Annotated in this window: 11 protein-coding genes; 6 read left to right on the top strand and 5 right to left on the bottom strand. The window is 50.8% G+C overall.

Annotated features, from left to right (window positions below):
* Positions 1-49: 49 nt before the first annotated feature.
* Positions 50-2236 carry a HAMP domain-containing sensor histidine kinase gene (locus I0P70_RS06425; RefSeq protein ID WP_196115722.1) on the bottom strand — a complete coding sequence of 729 codons (2187 nt, stop codon included), beginning with the start codon at positions 2234-2236 and terminating at the stop codon, positions 50-52.
* 142 nt (positions 2237-2378) lie between these two features.
* Here I0P70_RS06425 and I0P70_RS06420 point away from each other — a divergent pair, with 142 nt between their 5' ends.
* On the top strand, positions 2379-3482 hold the full coding sequence (locus I0P70_RS06420; protein WP_196115720.1) for a T9SS type A sorting domain-containing protein: 1104 nt from the start codon (positions 2379-2381) through the stop codon (positions 3480-3482).
* Positions 3483-3599: 117 nt separating this feature from the next.
* Positions 3600-4595 carry an alpha/beta fold hydrolase gene (locus I0P70_RS06415; protein WP_196115718.1) on the top strand — a complete coding sequence of 332 codons (996 nt, stop codon included), beginning with the start codon at positions 3600-3602 and terminating at the stop codon, positions 4593-4595.
* Positions 4596-4615: 20 nt separating this feature from the next.
* Here I0P70_RS06415 and I0P70_RS06410 read toward each other — a convergent pair whose 3' ends face one another.
* Positions 4616-4843, bottom strand: coding sequence for a hypothetical protein (locus tag I0P70_RS06410; RefSeq protein WP_196115716.1), 228 nt, complete (start codon positions 4841-4843; stop codon positions 4616-4618).
* Between the two features lie 204 nt (positions 4844-5047).
* Between I0P70_RS06410 and I0P70_RS06405 the strand changes: the two genes are divergently transcribed.
* A complete protein-coding gene (locus I0P70_RS06405) occupies positions 5048-5419 on the top strand; it encodes a hypothetical protein (RefSeq protein WP_196115714.1) in 372 nt (123 codons plus the stop codon).
* Between the two features lie 76 nt (positions 5420-5495).
* Here the strand turns inward: I0P70_RS06405 and I0P70_RS06400 are convergent, their stop codons facing one another.
* A complete protein-coding gene (locus tag I0P70_RS06400) occupies positions 5496-6926 on the bottom strand; it encodes a DEAD/DEAH box helicase (RefSeq protein WP_196115713.1) in 1431 nt (476 codons plus the stop codon).
* A 293-nt stretch (positions 6927-7219) separates the two neighbouring features.
* Here I0P70_RS06400 and I0P70_RS06395 point away from each other — a divergent pair, with 293 nt between their 5' ends.
* Both I0P70_RS06395 and I0P70_RS06390 read left to right on the top strand, forming a co-directional pair.
* Positions 7220-7798 (top strand): AraC family transcriptional regulator, encoded by a 579-nt coding sequence (locus tag I0P70_RS06395; RefSeq protein ID WP_196115711.1) that lies wholly within the window; start codon positions 7220-7222, stop codon positions 7796-7798.
* Positions 7799-7809: 11 nt separating this feature from the next.
* Positions 7810-8259, top strand: coding sequence for a DUF305 domain-containing protein (locus tag I0P70_RS06390; RefSeq protein ID WP_196115709.1), 450 nt, complete (start codon positions 7810-7812; stop codon positions 8257-8259).
* Positions 8260-8359: 100 nt separating this feature from the next.
* Here I0P70_RS06390 and I0P70_RS06385 read toward each other — a convergent pair whose 3' ends face one another.
* A complete protein-coding gene (locus I0P70_RS06385) occupies positions 8360-8776 on the bottom strand; it encodes a two-component system response regulator (protein ID WP_196115707.1) in 417 nt (138 codons plus the stop codon).
* Between the two features lie 2 nt (positions 8777-8778).
* Positions 8779-12126 (bottom strand): PAS domain S-box protein, encoded by a 3348-nt coding sequence (locus tag I0P70_RS06380; protein ID WP_196115705.1) that lies wholly within the window; start codon positions 12124-12126, stop codon positions 8779-8781.
* A 295-nt stretch (positions 12127-12421) separates the two neighbouring features.
* On the opposite strand from I0P70_RS06380, the gene I0P70_RS06375 reads away from it, so the two are divergent.
* Positions 12422-14656: a cation-translocating P-type ATPase gene (locus I0P70_RS06375; protein ID WP_196115703.1), complete on the top strand. Its 2235-nt coding sequence runs from the start codon at positions 12422-12424 to the stop codon at positions 14654-14656.
* The last annotated feature ends 14 nt before the right edge of the window (positions 14657-14670 follow it).

The raw sequence follows: 14670 nt of genomic DNA, 5'->3' as shown, positions 1-14670 counted from the left end.
TTAAGTTAAAGATGCTACAAAGGGCTCACGGGTTGCACGGTGTAATGTATCAGGCGCTGGCCGGTATAAACACCTCAAAGCGACTGCCTTTACCCAGCTCGCTTTGAAGTCGTATGGTGCCCTTGTGGGCTTTAACGATGGCTTTCACGTAGCTGAGTCCCAGTCCGAATCCTTTCACATTGTGCAGGTTCCCGGTCGGCACGCGGTAAAACTTGTCAAACACACGCAGTTGCGTGTCGCGGGTCATGCCCATGCCTTTGTCTTCCACGGCCAGTAGCGTGCCGCCGGCTGTGTTATAGGTTTCGATGCGGATGACAGGGCGATCCGGGGAGTACTTGTTGGCGTTGTCGAGCAGGTTGCAGATCACATTGTAAAAATGTACCTCGTCCAGTTCGAGGTCAGGAGTAGTGGCATGCAGTTCGGTGGTGATCGTGCCTTGTCGTTCCGCTACCTGCAGGTGTATGCTTTCAACTGCTTTGAGCACCAGTGCATGCAGGTCAGTCCTAGCCAGGTTCATCTGGTAGTCGTTCTTCTCAAGTCGGGCTATCTGCAGTACGTTCTCTACCTGTGCGTTCATGCGCTTGTTTTCCTGCCGGATGATACCGGTATAGTACTGTACCTTCTCCGGCCGTGCGTATACCTTGGGATTGGAGATGGCATCAGCCGCAAGCGAGATGGTGGCAATCGGCGTCTTGAACTCGTGCGTCATGTTGTTGATGAAGTCGTTCTTCATTTCCGATAGCTTTTTCTGCCTGAAAATAATGTGAATCGTGGTGCCAAAAGTGGCTACCATAATCAGGGTGAAGAGCGCAGAGAAAGCCAGCATCATCCAGAGGGACTTGAGCGCATAGGCCTGGCTGTCGGGAAAGTATACAGCAAGCTGGTCAGATTTATCAAATATGTCGTTCGGAAAGAGGCTGGCCGTGTAAGTGGCGAAGGAGTTGATGCCCCTGACTGGCAAGTGGCTGGACGTCACCGTATCCTGCTGATCGGAAAGTACCCAGTAGCCAAAATCCAGCGCAATGCCTTTGTCCCGGAGTTCGCTCTGCAGCATCGGCTTCAGTTCATTCAGGTTCATGCGCTGCGATAGGGGAATGTCCTTGGCCACATACTCCACCACCATTTTCTCTACTACATCATTTAGCTTTTCTTTTTTCGCCTCTATTTTGGCCAGATCCGGCGTAGCTACTGCAGTCGGCTGGGCGGACGTGCGCTGTGCAGGCTTAGCAGTTGTGGCAGGTATAGTACTCGATTTTGCCCTAGCCTGAAGCGCTGTATTATTAGGTGCTGTCTCCTGTGCGGTTCTTCGCTCTTCTGGCCTGTGAATACTCCGGAAGGTGATCTTACTGCCCGAAAGAACCGCTGGATCCGATACGATGGTCTCCGTAAAGTTGCTGCCACGGGCGGTATTGCCATTTCTATAAATGAAGATGCTATCCTTCCGCACGTTGATAGAGGCTATTTCAGAAGGAGAAAGCGTTTGGGTGATGAAGTTATTGCGACGCAGGCTGTCCAAATGCAGGGCAATATACTGCAGTGTGTCCACCGAAAAGTGAACGCTTCGGCCATTCAGCTGGCGGGTATACCTGACCGTGCTGTCCGGTAGTCGTCGTATACGCAAGGTGCTGTTCTGGCTCAGTCGCTGGGCGCGGGCCTGCATGGAGTCTGCCTGGGCTTGCCAAGCCGCCATATACTGGATATGCTCGATCGGAATGGCAGGCATAGCGGGCATACGAACTCCTGGAGGCATTAAGTGTTGCACCATAGAGTCTAAGGAGCTAAACTCCACCCGGAAACTGCGGTTGCCGGCATAGGGAAAGGCCTGCCCTTTTATGCTTCTGTAAAGCGTAGGCTTGTCCGGCTGCTGCTTTTCTGACAGCGCTCTACCTTCTGCTTTGCTTTGTGAGGCAACCTTGCTACTGCCCTGAGGCTGATCAGAGGCTTCCGATTGCCTGGCGCTGGTAAATGATACTTCTGAAAGAGACGGTACTCCATGAAGCGGCACCGTTTCCTGTGCAGGCTGCTGGAGTGTGGCCATGCCGCTTGCCACTGCCGACACGGCCTCCTGGGTCTCCAGCTTTTCGACCACCCGGGCCAGCGCCTCGTGTACGCTGCGGTCAAATTGCTCCTGCTTCACCTGTATGGCATCCGAAATCCAATACAGCTGAAGCCCGACCATACCGAGTAACGATATGCTCATCAGCACGATAACACCTATGATAGTCAGTTTGCTCACATAACAAATTTACGTATTTCGTCCGGCTTGTCCATCACTTTAACTTTTCCTTAACAGACTTTAACTCGGCTTTAACGCTTAGGGCCACAGTGCTGGCGTACATTTGTAGAAACGATTCGCTAACCCACTATACCCCAACACTATGAACCTCTTCCTTAACCTCCAGACCTTGCTCAGACTGGCCATTGCCTTACTGATGGGGCTATTGCCCTTTTACCATGCCCTGGCGCAGGAGTCAGGCCAGCAAAAGCACAAGATGCACATCAAGATGGTCCGCACTGTGGATGGCAAAACAGTAGTGATTGACACCACCCTTACAGCCGAAACGGAGGAAGCCATCGCCAAAGCCCTCAAAGCAACCCGACTGGATACTGCGCACATGCGCCTGCTGGATGGAAAAGTCAGAGCCTATACCTTGGGCAGAGAGGGGAATGCCATGTTCAGGGCCAGGGTACAAAGTATGGAAGGAGACAGTGCCATGCGGCGAGCTCTGAAAGAGGTGCGTGTGCTATCGATTTCCGCCGATAGTTTGAGTAAAGAGATGGTAAAGCGGATGGAAGTGTTGCGAGGAGAGGGAAAGAACCTGACAATAAAGGGGCACCCTGACGCTTTCATTAAAATGCACCGGGACTCTGCCTTTACATTCAGGATGCTAGACGGGGAGCGTCTGAAGGAGATAAATCCTAGGGAAATAGAGCGGATCATCGTGGAGGCTATGCCTAAAGGGCTGCGAACAGACTCGCTGCTCATGAAAGAGGGGAAATCTTATATCAAGATCATCACGGATGGAGAAGACAGGAAGGTATACCGCATCGATCGCGACGGGAAAGAAGTAGAGGTGACGGGCGAGGAAGTTGGACTGCACTTTGCAAGACCGGGCCGGGCTATTTTTCTCGTGCACAAAGCCAGGGTAGAAGATGTGACCAAGGCTGACAAAGAACAACTGAAGGCATCCGGTGCTCCTGTGGAGATGAAGTCACGTGAAGAATTGAAGGTAGAAGAGATTAACTTCCATCCCAATCCGAATAATGGACGCTTCAAACTTAAGTTCGCGCTCAAAAACAAAGGTACGACCGTGGTACGGGTGATGGACGACAAAGGCCAGGAAGTGTTTGTGGATACAGTAGAGAAGTTGGAAGGCGTATATGAACGGGAGATAGACCTGACTCCATTTGGCCGAGGCTTGTACTTCCTGCAAGTGGCCCAGGGTAGCCGCTACCATACCAAAAAGGTGTTAGTACAGTAAATTAGATTTGTAGCATAGTTCAGTAGAGAAGCCCGGTGCCTGCAGCGCCGGGCTTTTTGCGTCATAACTCTTCCTGCCCGCAGTAAGTAAAAAGAACATGACTTATACCTGAATCAGATGAAAAACTATCTATACCCTTTTCTATTCCTACTACTCTTCCAGGTTCCGGCAGCAGCACAATCGCAGCGTACCTACGATGCCACTTTGAGCGACTATGCTTACCGTTACCCGGTGAATTACCTGGAGGTGGAGCAGGAGGGGCAGAAGTACAGAATGGCTTATATGGACGTGTCGCCGCCCACCAGCTTTAAAAATCCGCAGACAGTGGTTCTCCTGCATGGCAAGAACTTTCTGGGAGCTTACTGGCAACAGACAGTGAACTTCCTGGCAGGGGAGGGCTTCCGGGTTGTGGTGCCCGATCAGTTGGGCTTCGGCAAGTCAGACAAGGCAGAAGTGCATTACAGTTTTCACCAATTGGCGCAGTATACACGGCAATTGCTGGACCACCTCAAAATCAGTGAGGCTGTGATGGTAGGGCACTCCATGGGGGGCATGCTGGCCACAAGGTTCGCACTCATGTATCCGGAAACAACCGCCAAACTAGTGCTCGAAAACCCGATCGGGCTGGAAGACTACCGGCGCATTGTACCTTACAAGAGTTTGGATGAGCTATACCAGGAAGAACTGAAGCGCACGGAGGCAGATATTCGGGACTACCACAAGACTTACTATACCTCCTGGAAACCGGCCTATGAAGAATGGGTGCGTATACCTGCAGCACAGTTGCGGAGTCCGGACTACCCGTTGGTGGCAAGGGTGGCGGCGCATACTTATGCCATGATCTATGAGCAGCCAGTGGTGTATGAATTCAGCGAGTTAAAAATGCCTGTGTTACTGGCCATCGGGCTGGAGGACCGCACAGTGGTAGGCAAAGCCTATATCAAAAGTGAAGAGGTGCGGAAGCAGTATGGACAATATCCGCAATTGGGGCAACAAACAGCAGGAGCTATACCGAATGCCCGATTACTGGAATTAAGCGGGGTGGGACATATCCCGCATATCGAGGCAACTGATCAGTTTCACAAAGCGCTGCTGGAATTCCTGAAGCAGTAAGCTATACCTGATGCCTGATCTTAGTGATGGTGATGATGATCGTGATCATCGGGCTTGCTGTTGAAGTTAGCAATGGTGCCTAATCCAAAGAATACAAACCAGCAAAGGTATAGCGCATTGAAATTCTCCACTGTTTTGTCGATAAACAGTAAGATGATATTCGCCAGTATGGTCATCACCAGACCCGTCATAGCCACAAACTGGTAAGAGTTCATTTCCCGCGGGTCATATATTTTCGATAGTTTCATAAGCTACTTTGCTGCCGGTTCTCTCTGTAACGCAATTAAGGTGCCATACGTGCCATCTGTTTGCGTTATTTCGTTCAAAGATAATCGAAAGATGTGGTAGATATATAATAGTGTTCAGTTGATTATTTATGTTAAATAAAAATTTGCCGTACCTAACTGATCTCCCAGCAGAGCGTATACACAGGTAAACTAACGAATTGAATTATGGCAACCAAAGATGAAGATATACAGAACACGCCCAACAGCCCGAAGAATATAAACGACGAGCACCGCAAAGGACAGACGATGGGCAACAGGCCGGATCCGTCAGCTAAGCGCAACGTTGGGTATGGGGGGGCACTTGAAAGAGACGACCAAAAGGACAGCCTGGAAAACCTGCACATACAGGGGAACGAAGCGACTGGCTATGGCGCCAACAATCCAAAGAGCACGGAGGAGTTCGCACAGGGCCCCGGCTTCGAGTACGAAGGCAGTGATACCGCCATGGACGATGATGTGAATGGCATCCGCAGTCGTCAGCAGCCTTTTGGGGAAGACGACACCGAGCCGAACGACAGCGACCAAAGCCGTATTTAAGGCACAGGCTATACCTGAATTTAGCAAAAAGCCCCGCCTCTTCACGAAGAGGCGGGGCTTTTTATGTTATAAACGGCTAGTATTCTAGATTTCCAGATGGTCTGCTTTGACCGCCTCCTTTTTTACCTCGCCAATTTCTGCTGTTACCCTTAGCTGAGCGGCTACTCGTGCCTGCGCTTGCTGCAGCACGGCTGTTTCCTTCACTTCTGCCTGATCGGCCGTTTGAGCTTCCTCCTGATCGGCCATTACCGCTACCGGATGGCCTGTTACCACTTGCAGCACGGTTACCGTTATTAGAAGCTGTTTTGTTGCGCGGCTCTCTTCCGGCTGGGCCTTTCGGCTTTTTAGCATGCTCCAGGTTAACAGATAAGTGCTCAGGCAAAGCAAAAGGATGATCCGCATTTACTTTGATCTGCTTGTTGATCAGCTTCTGGATGTCATGCAGGTAATAGCGTTCTTCCTCATCGCAAAACGACAGTGCTATACCTGCATTGCCGGCACGGCCCGTACGGCCAATGCGGTGCACGTAAGTCTCAGGTTCGTTTGGCAATTCATAGTTAATCACATGCGATAGTTCCTCTACGTCAATGCCGCGGGCAGCAATGTCCGTAGCCACCAGCACACGGGTAGAACCTGCCTTAAAGTTACTCAAAGCACGCTGACGCGCATTCTGCGACTTATTGCCATGGATGGCTTCTGCCTGTATATTCGCTTTGTTCAAATCCTTGGCTACGCGATCGGCACCATGCTTTGTTCTAGTGAACACCAGCACACGGTCGATCTCAGACTCTGAAAGAAGGTGACGCAGCAAATCGCGCTTGTCGTTTTTCTCTACAAAGTATACGGCCTGACCCACTTTCTCAGCGGTAGACGACACAGGCGTCACCTCCACTTTCACTGGATTAACCAGAATGGTATCGGCCAGCGCCTGGATAACAGGCGGCATGGTAGCTGAGAAGAACAGTGACTGGCGCTGCTTAGGCAGCATCGGGATGATGCGCTTGATGTCATGGATAAAGCCCATGTCCAGCATGCGGTCCGCCTCGTCCAGCACGAAGAACTCTACGTGCTTAAGCGAGATAAAGCCCTGCCCAATCAGGTCGAGCAGACGGCCCGGTGTTGCGATGAGCACGTCTACGCCACGCTTCAGGGTCTGAACCTGCGCATGCTGCGACACGCCACCGAAAATAACGGTATGGCGCACGCCTGTGTTTTTTCCGTAAGCGGCAAAGCTTTCGTTGATCTGTATAGCAAGCTCCCGTGTAGGAGTCAGGATAAGCGTTTTGATGGTGTTAGATGCTCTGTTTTTTTGGTTGTGCAGCATCTGTAGCACAGGTATGGCGAAAGCAGCTGTCTTGCCCGTACCCGTCTGGGCACAGCCAAGCACGTCGGTGCCAGCCAAAAGGTGTGGAATAGCCTGTTCCTGTATTGGCGTAGGCTGCGTATAGCCCTCCGCCTGAAGTGCCTTCAGGATAGGATCTATTAAATTTAATTCGCTAAATGTCATGTATGATTGATTATTGCAAGCTGCAAAGGTAAGTCTATTATTCCGGCTTGCGCTTATTTATTTGTAAACCACTATACTGCTACTCAGCAGGTATAGGATGGTCGATTATGGGTATAACAGGAAGTGTATCGTAATAATTCAAAGCGTGTATAGGCAGGGCAGTTATGGTTTGCGACAGCCTGTAAATGCGACAGGGCAAAATGTTTTCTTAGATTTGCGTAGGTATAGGCAGTTATGATCGCTCTGTAGATATTTTGGATGCGACAATGACTTGCTTTTAATTTAAAAAGGAAATGATACAGCCACACACGTTGCACATCCGCAATATGGTTTGCCCCCGCTGCCTCAAAGTGGTAACTCAGGAGCTCGATAAGCTTGACTTAAACCCGATAGCCATACAACTGGGCGAAGTAAAACTGGAGCAGGAGCCCACAACAGAGCAATTGCAAAAGTTGCGGGAAGCCCTGCAGGAAAATGGCTTTGAACTAATAGAGGATAAGAAGACAGAGCTTGTCGAGAAGATCAAGATTGCCATCATCGAACTGATCCGATCTGGAGAGGTGGAAAATCTAAATATCAACATATCAGACTACCTGGCCCAGTCGATAGGCCGCGACTATCACTACCTGAGCACGCTTTTTTCGGCTGAAGAAGGGCTTACGATAGCACGCTACGTAGTGCTGCAAAAGGTAGAGCGGGCCAAGGAGCTGCTGGCATACAACGAGCTGAGCCTGAGCCAAATCAGTTTCCAGTTGGGCTATAGTAGCGTCGCGCACCTGTCGGCTCAGTTTAAGCAGGTAACCGGGATGTCGCCATCAGAGTATAAGAAAGCCGCAGCTCCCTTGCGGAAGCCGCTGGATAATGTAAACTGATTCAACTGCTTATGGAGAAGGGAAATTACGGGAAGTTTATGCTGATGCTTGGGCTTTCCTTTTTGGTGATGTATGCCGTCATGTTCAGCAATGTAGCCGAGATAAGTCACATTCACCTCAACCTCAACCGGCTGTACATGACCATTCTGATGGTGGCTCCTATGGCTTTGATCATGCTCGGAGTAATGCGCTCCATGTACAGAGACCAGAAACTGAACGCCATTATCGCCGTTATGAGCATCGTGGCCATTGTTGGATCATTTATTATGCTGCGCAACCAGTCCTATGTTGGTGATGAAGCGTTTATCCATTCCATGATCCCGCACCACTCTTCTGCTATACTTGTCAGTGAAGAAGCCAGAATCAGCGATCCAGAGCTGAAGAAGCTGGCAGAGGAGATTATCCGGTCACAGGAGAAAGAGATTGCAGAGATGGAGAGAATTCTGCAGCGGGTAGACTGAGTAAGCAGGCAGTACTGCAGTCCGAAGTCACTTAAAAGCAAGAGCGCATGCTGCGTCGGGACTGACTTGGCATGCGCTCTTGCTTTTTGAAGCAGGAAAACTACTCTACCCGCATCAAAAATTCTTCTTTGATGAACTCAAGGATCTCAGGAGAGAGGGGCTTTGAGAAAAACTCCTTTACTTCGTTATGGCTGCGGGCACACTGTATGTCTTTGCGGTCCACAGCTGAGGAAAGCATAAACAGGCTACACTTCTGGGTGGCGTATTCCGGAAGTTTGCGATATTCTTCAATAAAATTCCAGCCGTCCATTCCGGGCATGTTGATATCCAGGAAAATCAGATCAGGGAATTTTTCTCCCGAAGGTTCCACAGAAGACTTCAGAAAATCAAGTGCTTCTTCAGCTCCTTGAAAGCTGAAAACGTCCTCAGCAAAGTTCTCATTTCGGATGATGCTTTCACAAACGAAGTTGTTCACTTCATCATCATCAATCAAAACTACTCTTTTCAATATATTCATTACTACAGGGTGTGTCTAAAGTAAATGTTAAAAGTAGTGCCGACATTCACCTGACTATCTACTTCTACTTTGCCGCCAAGCAGCTCAGCCTGGGTTTTGACAAGATGCAATCCCAAACCCCGTCCTTCTCCGTGAGCATGAAATCGCTTGTATAAACCGAAGACTTTTTCTTTTTCCTTACTCAGATCGATCCCAAGACCATTATCTGATACGCTGAGACAAATATAGTTAGGAATAGTGAAAGTTTTAAGCCGCAGATACAAATTTCTGTCAGGCGATCGGTATTTCAAAGCATTTGTGATGAGATTATGCATGATGCTGTGCACATAGCTCCGAACGCCAATCACGTTGGGCGCCTCATCGAAGTCCCGCTCCAGCCTAATGTGCCCTCCAAGCAGCTCATTGGGGAGGCTATCATAGATCTCTTCATAGACATCTTCGAACTTAATCTCTTCCCGTACATTGTTGAGTTCACTCCGGATCGTGAGAAGGTCGTTGAGGTCCCGGATGGTGGTGTCGAGTAGTTTGGCAGACTTAAACAGGTTGTCAATCACCCGGGGGTTCATGGGTGAATCGGGCTTGTGTTTGTTGTATATGGTAGTGAGGCCCAGAATGTTAGCAATCGGAGCTCTCAGGTTATGTGATACAATGTAAGCGAACTGCTGCAGGTTCTGATTTTGTTTCAGAAGTTGGTCAGTCAACTCGTCCCGCTTTTGCTGAGCCTCCTTGTAAGATGTCATGTCAGAGGCAGAGCCGTCGAGACGGTAGACGTGTCCGTTTTCATCCTTTCTGGGCGAAACCCGCAGCATCAGCCATTTGCACTGGTTATCTTTTGTTATGATGCGCACTTCGTAATGCTGGCGTTCGCCCTTTTTGAGTTCAGGCAGAATATGCTGCTCTATGTAAACTCTGTCTTCCGAGTGTATTCTGTTGCACCAGAGTTCAGACTGTGCTGTAAACTCTTCTTCTGTATAACCCGTCAGTTCGAGGCACTGCGGACTCACATAAAGCATCTTAAGCGCAGTGTCAGCAGAGAATATCATTTCCGGTATGTTTTCCAGGGTTGATTGCAGCAGGTTTTTCGCCTTCAGGGCTTCCTGCTCAGCCCGTTTGCGGTCAGTGATGTCCTGTACCGAGCCATGGAAACGGACCAGCTTACCCTGCGCATCATATTCCGGTTCTCCAATTTCATAGACCGTACGCTTCTGACCATCAGGCCGCACAATGGTGTGCTCCACCGATAGGATACTGTTATTTTCAGAAGCTTCCTCTATCGCCTTCCATATGAGCTCACGTTCCTCCTCTGGCACAAAATGGATGAAGTTGAATCGCGATGGAATAAAGGACATCCTATTGACGCCATAAATAGCATACACACTGTCAGACCAGGTCAGCTGGTCACGCTCCACATCAAGTTCCCAGTTGCCCAGCATGGCCAGTTGCTGGGCCCGGGCCAGTTGCTCCTCGTTGCGCTTGATAGTCTCCAGCGCCAGCTTGCGATCTGAGATATTGAGCACACTCAGGGCAACGGCCAGCACACGGTTATCCGGGCCAAGCACTGGACGAAACGCTATTTCATGCCAGAAATCGCCATGGCCGTCTTCATACTGGATGATCTCACCTTTCATGGCACGGGCATGCTGCTCCCGAAACTGCTTGCCTTTTTCTTCACCAACCAAATCCAGGAAGTTCATCCCTGTTCTCAGCTCCTTCATCAGCATGTTGTGCACATCTTTCTTCGCCACCGCATTGCACATCATCACACGCATTGATTTATCGAGCAGGTAGATCGCCTGTGGTGAGCTGTCAAGCAGTGCCCTCAGGTTTGCCTCACTGGCCATGAGTTTTTCCTGTGCTATGACCTGTTCTGTAATATCGATCATGGTGCCGTTCCAGATCACGTGGTCAGCCTCTCGCCAGGTAGGCAGGCCATGGGTCTGCACCCATTTCCATTGGCCGCCCTGCGGCTGCCTGATCCGGAAGATCACCACCAGGGGAGACAGGCTGCGATAAGAATCAGTGATGGCACTCAGAACCTGGGGCACATCATCAGGTTCGATGTGTCGGTATAGCGCCGTAATGTTGCCATACACCTCTTCAGGACTTATATGGAAAAGGTCCTGGATGCCGTCACTGACAAATGTAAAGGCGTAGTGGGACAGGCTCTTCATCTCCAGTTGAAAAACAGCGCCCGGTATGCTGGAGCTGATCTCTCGCAGCTGTTTATCATTCACCTGCAGTTTTTCAATCATCTCCAGGCGCTCATCCACGTTTATAGCGACAACCAGACGCGGCATACTTTCCCCAATGCGCGGCAGCGCATGAGAAATCGCCTCGACCTCAAACTCACTGCCGTCGCTGCGTTTATGGCGCACCCTGCTTTGCTGCGACTCCAGCTCGTCTACCTGGTCCAGCCTGAACTTAAGAAGCGGCACGTCATGCTGGGGCCTTATGTCGAATATGTTCAGCGCCAGGAACTCCTCTCTGCTGTAACCATACTCACGGAGGGTGGCCTTGTTTACGTCCAGGAACTGCATCGTGAGCCGGTCATACACCCACATGGGGATAGGGTTCATGTCGAAAAGCATCTTATACTTCAGCTGGCTCTCGGACAGAGCTTCCTTCAGTTCCTGTCGTTTCTGCATTTCGGCGTTGAGCAATTTGTTGTCAGAGCGCAGCCGCTGAATGACGTTGCGAAGCAGAAGAGCGGCGGCAATGCTTATCAGTATGATAATGGCAAGTATAAGCCGGTGACTTTGTACAAACGACGAGATAGAATGAGATGCCTGCTGGCTGCTTTCGCGGGTAGCTTGGCGTATACTTTCACTTAAATCCTTGAGGTAGTTTTGGTGATGCCGGTATTCAGGGGTGATCACCATGCGGTTATAGGCCAGGGCCTCTGCTATGTTGCTACTGCGGCTAAGTTGCAGCAAGTGTTTGACCAGGGTATCGTGCGCAGCCGTCTCATTTTCGAAATTGCGGAGAATCTGTTGGCGCTGCTCATCCTGCATCATGGCCTTCAACTGCGTGATGATGTCGGCACTGTGTGCCTGGGTCGCCTGAATGTCCTGTTCGTATTTGGTCTTCTCAGCAGGGCTAGTCGAAGTCAGGTGCAATAGTACCACCTGGTGTACGGCATCATCATTGGTCTGAAGGTCGTCGATGAGTTCAAGCTCCTGCAAGGCCAGCACTATATAAGCATCATGGCTGAGCTGAACCTGGCGGGCCTGAAAAAAGGTGTTGGAGATCAGGATGAGCAGGGTGATCAATAAGCCCGCGAATACAAACAGCACAAGATAGGTCGTGCGCGATGCTGCATGCAGATGCGTGGGCTGGTTTGTTTTCAACATGGGTCAGGTACAGGTGCTTACTAAATTACGGAGCACAAGTATTTGGGTCGCGGATTTTGCACCGATTGTTATCAGTGTTTATTCCCGAACTTAAACAATTACAACTCTAAAAACAAAAATACAGCCCCTAATTAGTTCCTTTCAACTGGTTTTCAAGTAAATGTGAAGTGGTTCAGGCAGAGAGTAGCCGCTCAATCCGTCAAAAATCTATAAACCTTTTAAAAGATAGTGTAACACACAAGGCATGAAAGGGGCGTACCTTTGTATTGATTGGACGCTAAACCATCGAGACAACATGGAAACGATCACAAAAAAAGCCTATAAAAAAGATACCTTCCCCGTAGAGGGGATGACCTGCGCCTCATGTGCCTCCAGCATAGAGAGCATGCTGCGTACAGTGGAAGGTGTACAGGAGGCCAACGTAAACTTTGCCGGCAAGACGGTGCAGGTTGCCTATGCGCCGGATCAGGTTAAGCCGGATCAGTTGCGCGATACCCTGGAGGAGATCGGCTTTGAACTGCTGATCGACCAGCAGACCGAGGAGGAACTGGAGGAGCGCCAGGAGAAGGCGCTGGGAGTGCTTAGAACCAAAACCATTGTAGCGGGCGTGTTGGCATTCCCGGTATTTGTGCTGGGCATGTTCTTCCACAATGCCTTCAGTTGGGGCAATTGGGCCATGCTGGCTTTCACTACCCCGATTCTGCTGTGGGCCGGTCGTCACTTTTTCGTGAATGCCTGGGGGCAGGCCAAGCACCTGCGGGCCAACATGGATACGCTCGTAGCACTGAGCACAGGTATAGCCTTTATTTTCAGCTTGTTCAATACCGTATACCCTGATTTCTTCCTGAGCCGCGGACTGGAGCCGCACGTGTATTATGAAGCCGTAGCGGTGATTATTGCCTTTATCCTAATGGGTAAGTACCTGGAGGAAGGCGCCAAAAGCCGAAGCTCCGAGGCTATTAAAAAACTGATGGGCCTGCAGCCAAAAACGGTGCGTGTGGTTCGTGATGGCGTGGAAGCTGAGATTCGCATAGAAGAGGTACGAATTGGTGACCATGTGCTGCTGTTGCCCGGCGACCGGGTGCCGGTGGATGGTGAGGTGGTGTCAGGCGGCTCGTATGTGGACGAGAGCATGCTGAGCGGTGAGCCTTTGCCAGTGCAGAAACAAGTGGGAGACATGCTTTTTGCCGGTACGATCAACCAGAAAGGCAGTCTGCAGCTCATTGCCCGCAAAACCGGTGGTGAGACCATGCTGGCCCATATCATCAAAATGGTGCAGGAGGCACAGGGCAGCAAGGCGCCGGTGCAGAAGCTGGTAGATAAGATAGCGGGTATTTTCGTGCCGGTCGTGTTGCTGATCGCGATACTGACATTTGTAGCCTGGGTAGTGCTGGGCGGAGAAGCTTACCTGTCGCAGGCGCTGGTGTCGATGATCTCGGTGCTGGTGATCGCCTGCCCCTGTGCGCTGGGCCTGGCAACGCCTACTGCCATTATGGTGGGCGTAGGCAAGGGCGCTGAGAACGGCATCCTGATCAAAGACGCGCAGAGTCTGGAGCATGCCTATAAGGCCAACGCCATCCTGCTTGACAAAACCGGAACGATCACCATGGGCAAGCCCGCTGTAACTGATGTGGTATGGGCAAAGGGCGTAGAAGGGCAGGAGCGACTGGAGCAGCTTTTCTTTTCGATTGAAGCCAAGTCAGAACACCCCATTGCGCAGGCCATCTATACCTATTACAAAGAGCAGGGAATGCAGCCGCTGGAGCCGGAGTACTTCAACAGCGTGACTGGTATGGGGGTAGAAGCGGCTTTTGAAGGGGAAAAGTTCTTCGCCGGAAACGAGAAGCTACTGCGCCAGGAAGGTATAAGTATAGAAAGTCAGCTCGCTGATGCCGCCCGACAGCTGCAGGAAAACGCGAAAACTGCCGTATACTTCGCCGATGGGCAGAAAGCCTTGGGTGTGTTTGCGGTAAGTGATCCGATAAAACCCGCTGCTGCCGAAGGTATAGCCCGTATGAAAGAGTCCGGCCTGGAGGTATACATGCTCACCGGCGACAATGCACAAACTGCAGCGGCCGTATCGCGACAGGTGGGCATCACGCACTTTGAGGCCGAACTACTGCCGGGCGACAAAGCAGATTTTGTGAAGAAGCTGCAGGAGCAAGGCAAAGTAGTCGCCATGGTAGGGGACGGCATAAACGACGCGCAGGCACTGGCCACAGCCGATGTTAGCATCGCAATGGGACACGGTACCGATGTAGCCATGGATGTGGCCGGCATTACGCTGATGCGCTCTGACCTGGTGCAGGTGGCGGCGGCCGTCAACCTGTCTCGGGCGACGGTGCGTACGATCCGGCAAAACCTGTTCTGGGCTTTTATCTACAACGTGATCTGTATACCTGTGGCTGCCGGTTTGTTGTTCCCGTTCACAGGCTTCCTACTCAACCCAATGCTGGCCGGGGCTGCCATGGCCCTCAGCTCGGTTTCGGTGGTAAGTAACAGTTTGCGCCTGCGTAGCAAGAAATTATAAAAGTGTTTTTTAAT

The organism is Pontibacter sp. FD36 (genome assembly GCF_015686655.1).
Lineage (GTDB): Bacteria > Bacteroidota > Bacteroidia > Cytophagales > Hymenobacteraceae > Pontibacter.
Note: the sequence above shows the minus strand (reverse complement) of the source record. Positions and strands in the feature narration are given on the sequence as shown.

What these genes read in the sequence shown, in the direction of transcription:
- I0P70_RS06420 (WP_196115720.1), top strand. Translation starts at nt 2,379, where the DNA reads ATGAACCTCTTCCTTAACCTCCAGACCTTGCTCAGACTGGCCATTGCC.
- I0P70_RS06415 (WP_196115718.1), top strand. Translation starts at nt 3,600, where the DNA reads ATGAAAAACTATCTATACCCTTTTCTATTCCTACTACTCTTCCAGGTT.
- I0P70_RS06410 (WP_196115716.1), bottom strand. Translation starts at nt 4,843, where the DNA reads ATGAAACTATCGAAAATATATGACCCGCGGGAAATGAACTCTTACCAG.
- I0P70_RS06405 (WP_196115714.1), top strand. Translation starts at nt 5,048, where the DNA reads ATGGCAACCAAAGATGAAGATATACAGAACACGCCCAACAGCCCGAAG.
- I0P70_RS06400 (WP_196115713.1), bottom strand. Translation starts at nt 6,926, where the DNA reads ATGACATTTAGCGAATTAAATTTAATAGATCCTATCCTGAAGGCACTT.
- I0P70_RS06395 (WP_196115711.1), top strand. Translation starts at nt 7,220, where the DNA reads ATGATACAGCCACACACGTTGCACATCCGCAATATGGTTTGCCCCCGC.
- I0P70_RS06390 (WP_196115709.1), top strand. Translation starts at nt 7,810, where the DNA reads ATGGAGAAGGGAAATTACGGGAAGTTTATGCTGATGCTTGGGCTTTCC.
- I0P70_RS06385 (WP_196115707.1), bottom strand. Translation starts at nt 8,776, where the DNA reads ATGAATATATTGAAAAGAGTAGTTTTGATTGATGATGATGAAGTGAAC.
- I0P70_RS06380 (WP_196115705.1), bottom strand. Translation starts at nt 12,126, where the DNA reads ATGTTGAAAACAAACCAGCCCACGCATCTGCATGCAGCATCGCGCACG.
- I0P70_RS06375 (WP_196115703.1), top strand. Translation starts at nt 12,422, where the DNA reads ATGGAAACGATCACAAAAAAAGCCTATAAAAAAGATACCTTCCCCGTA.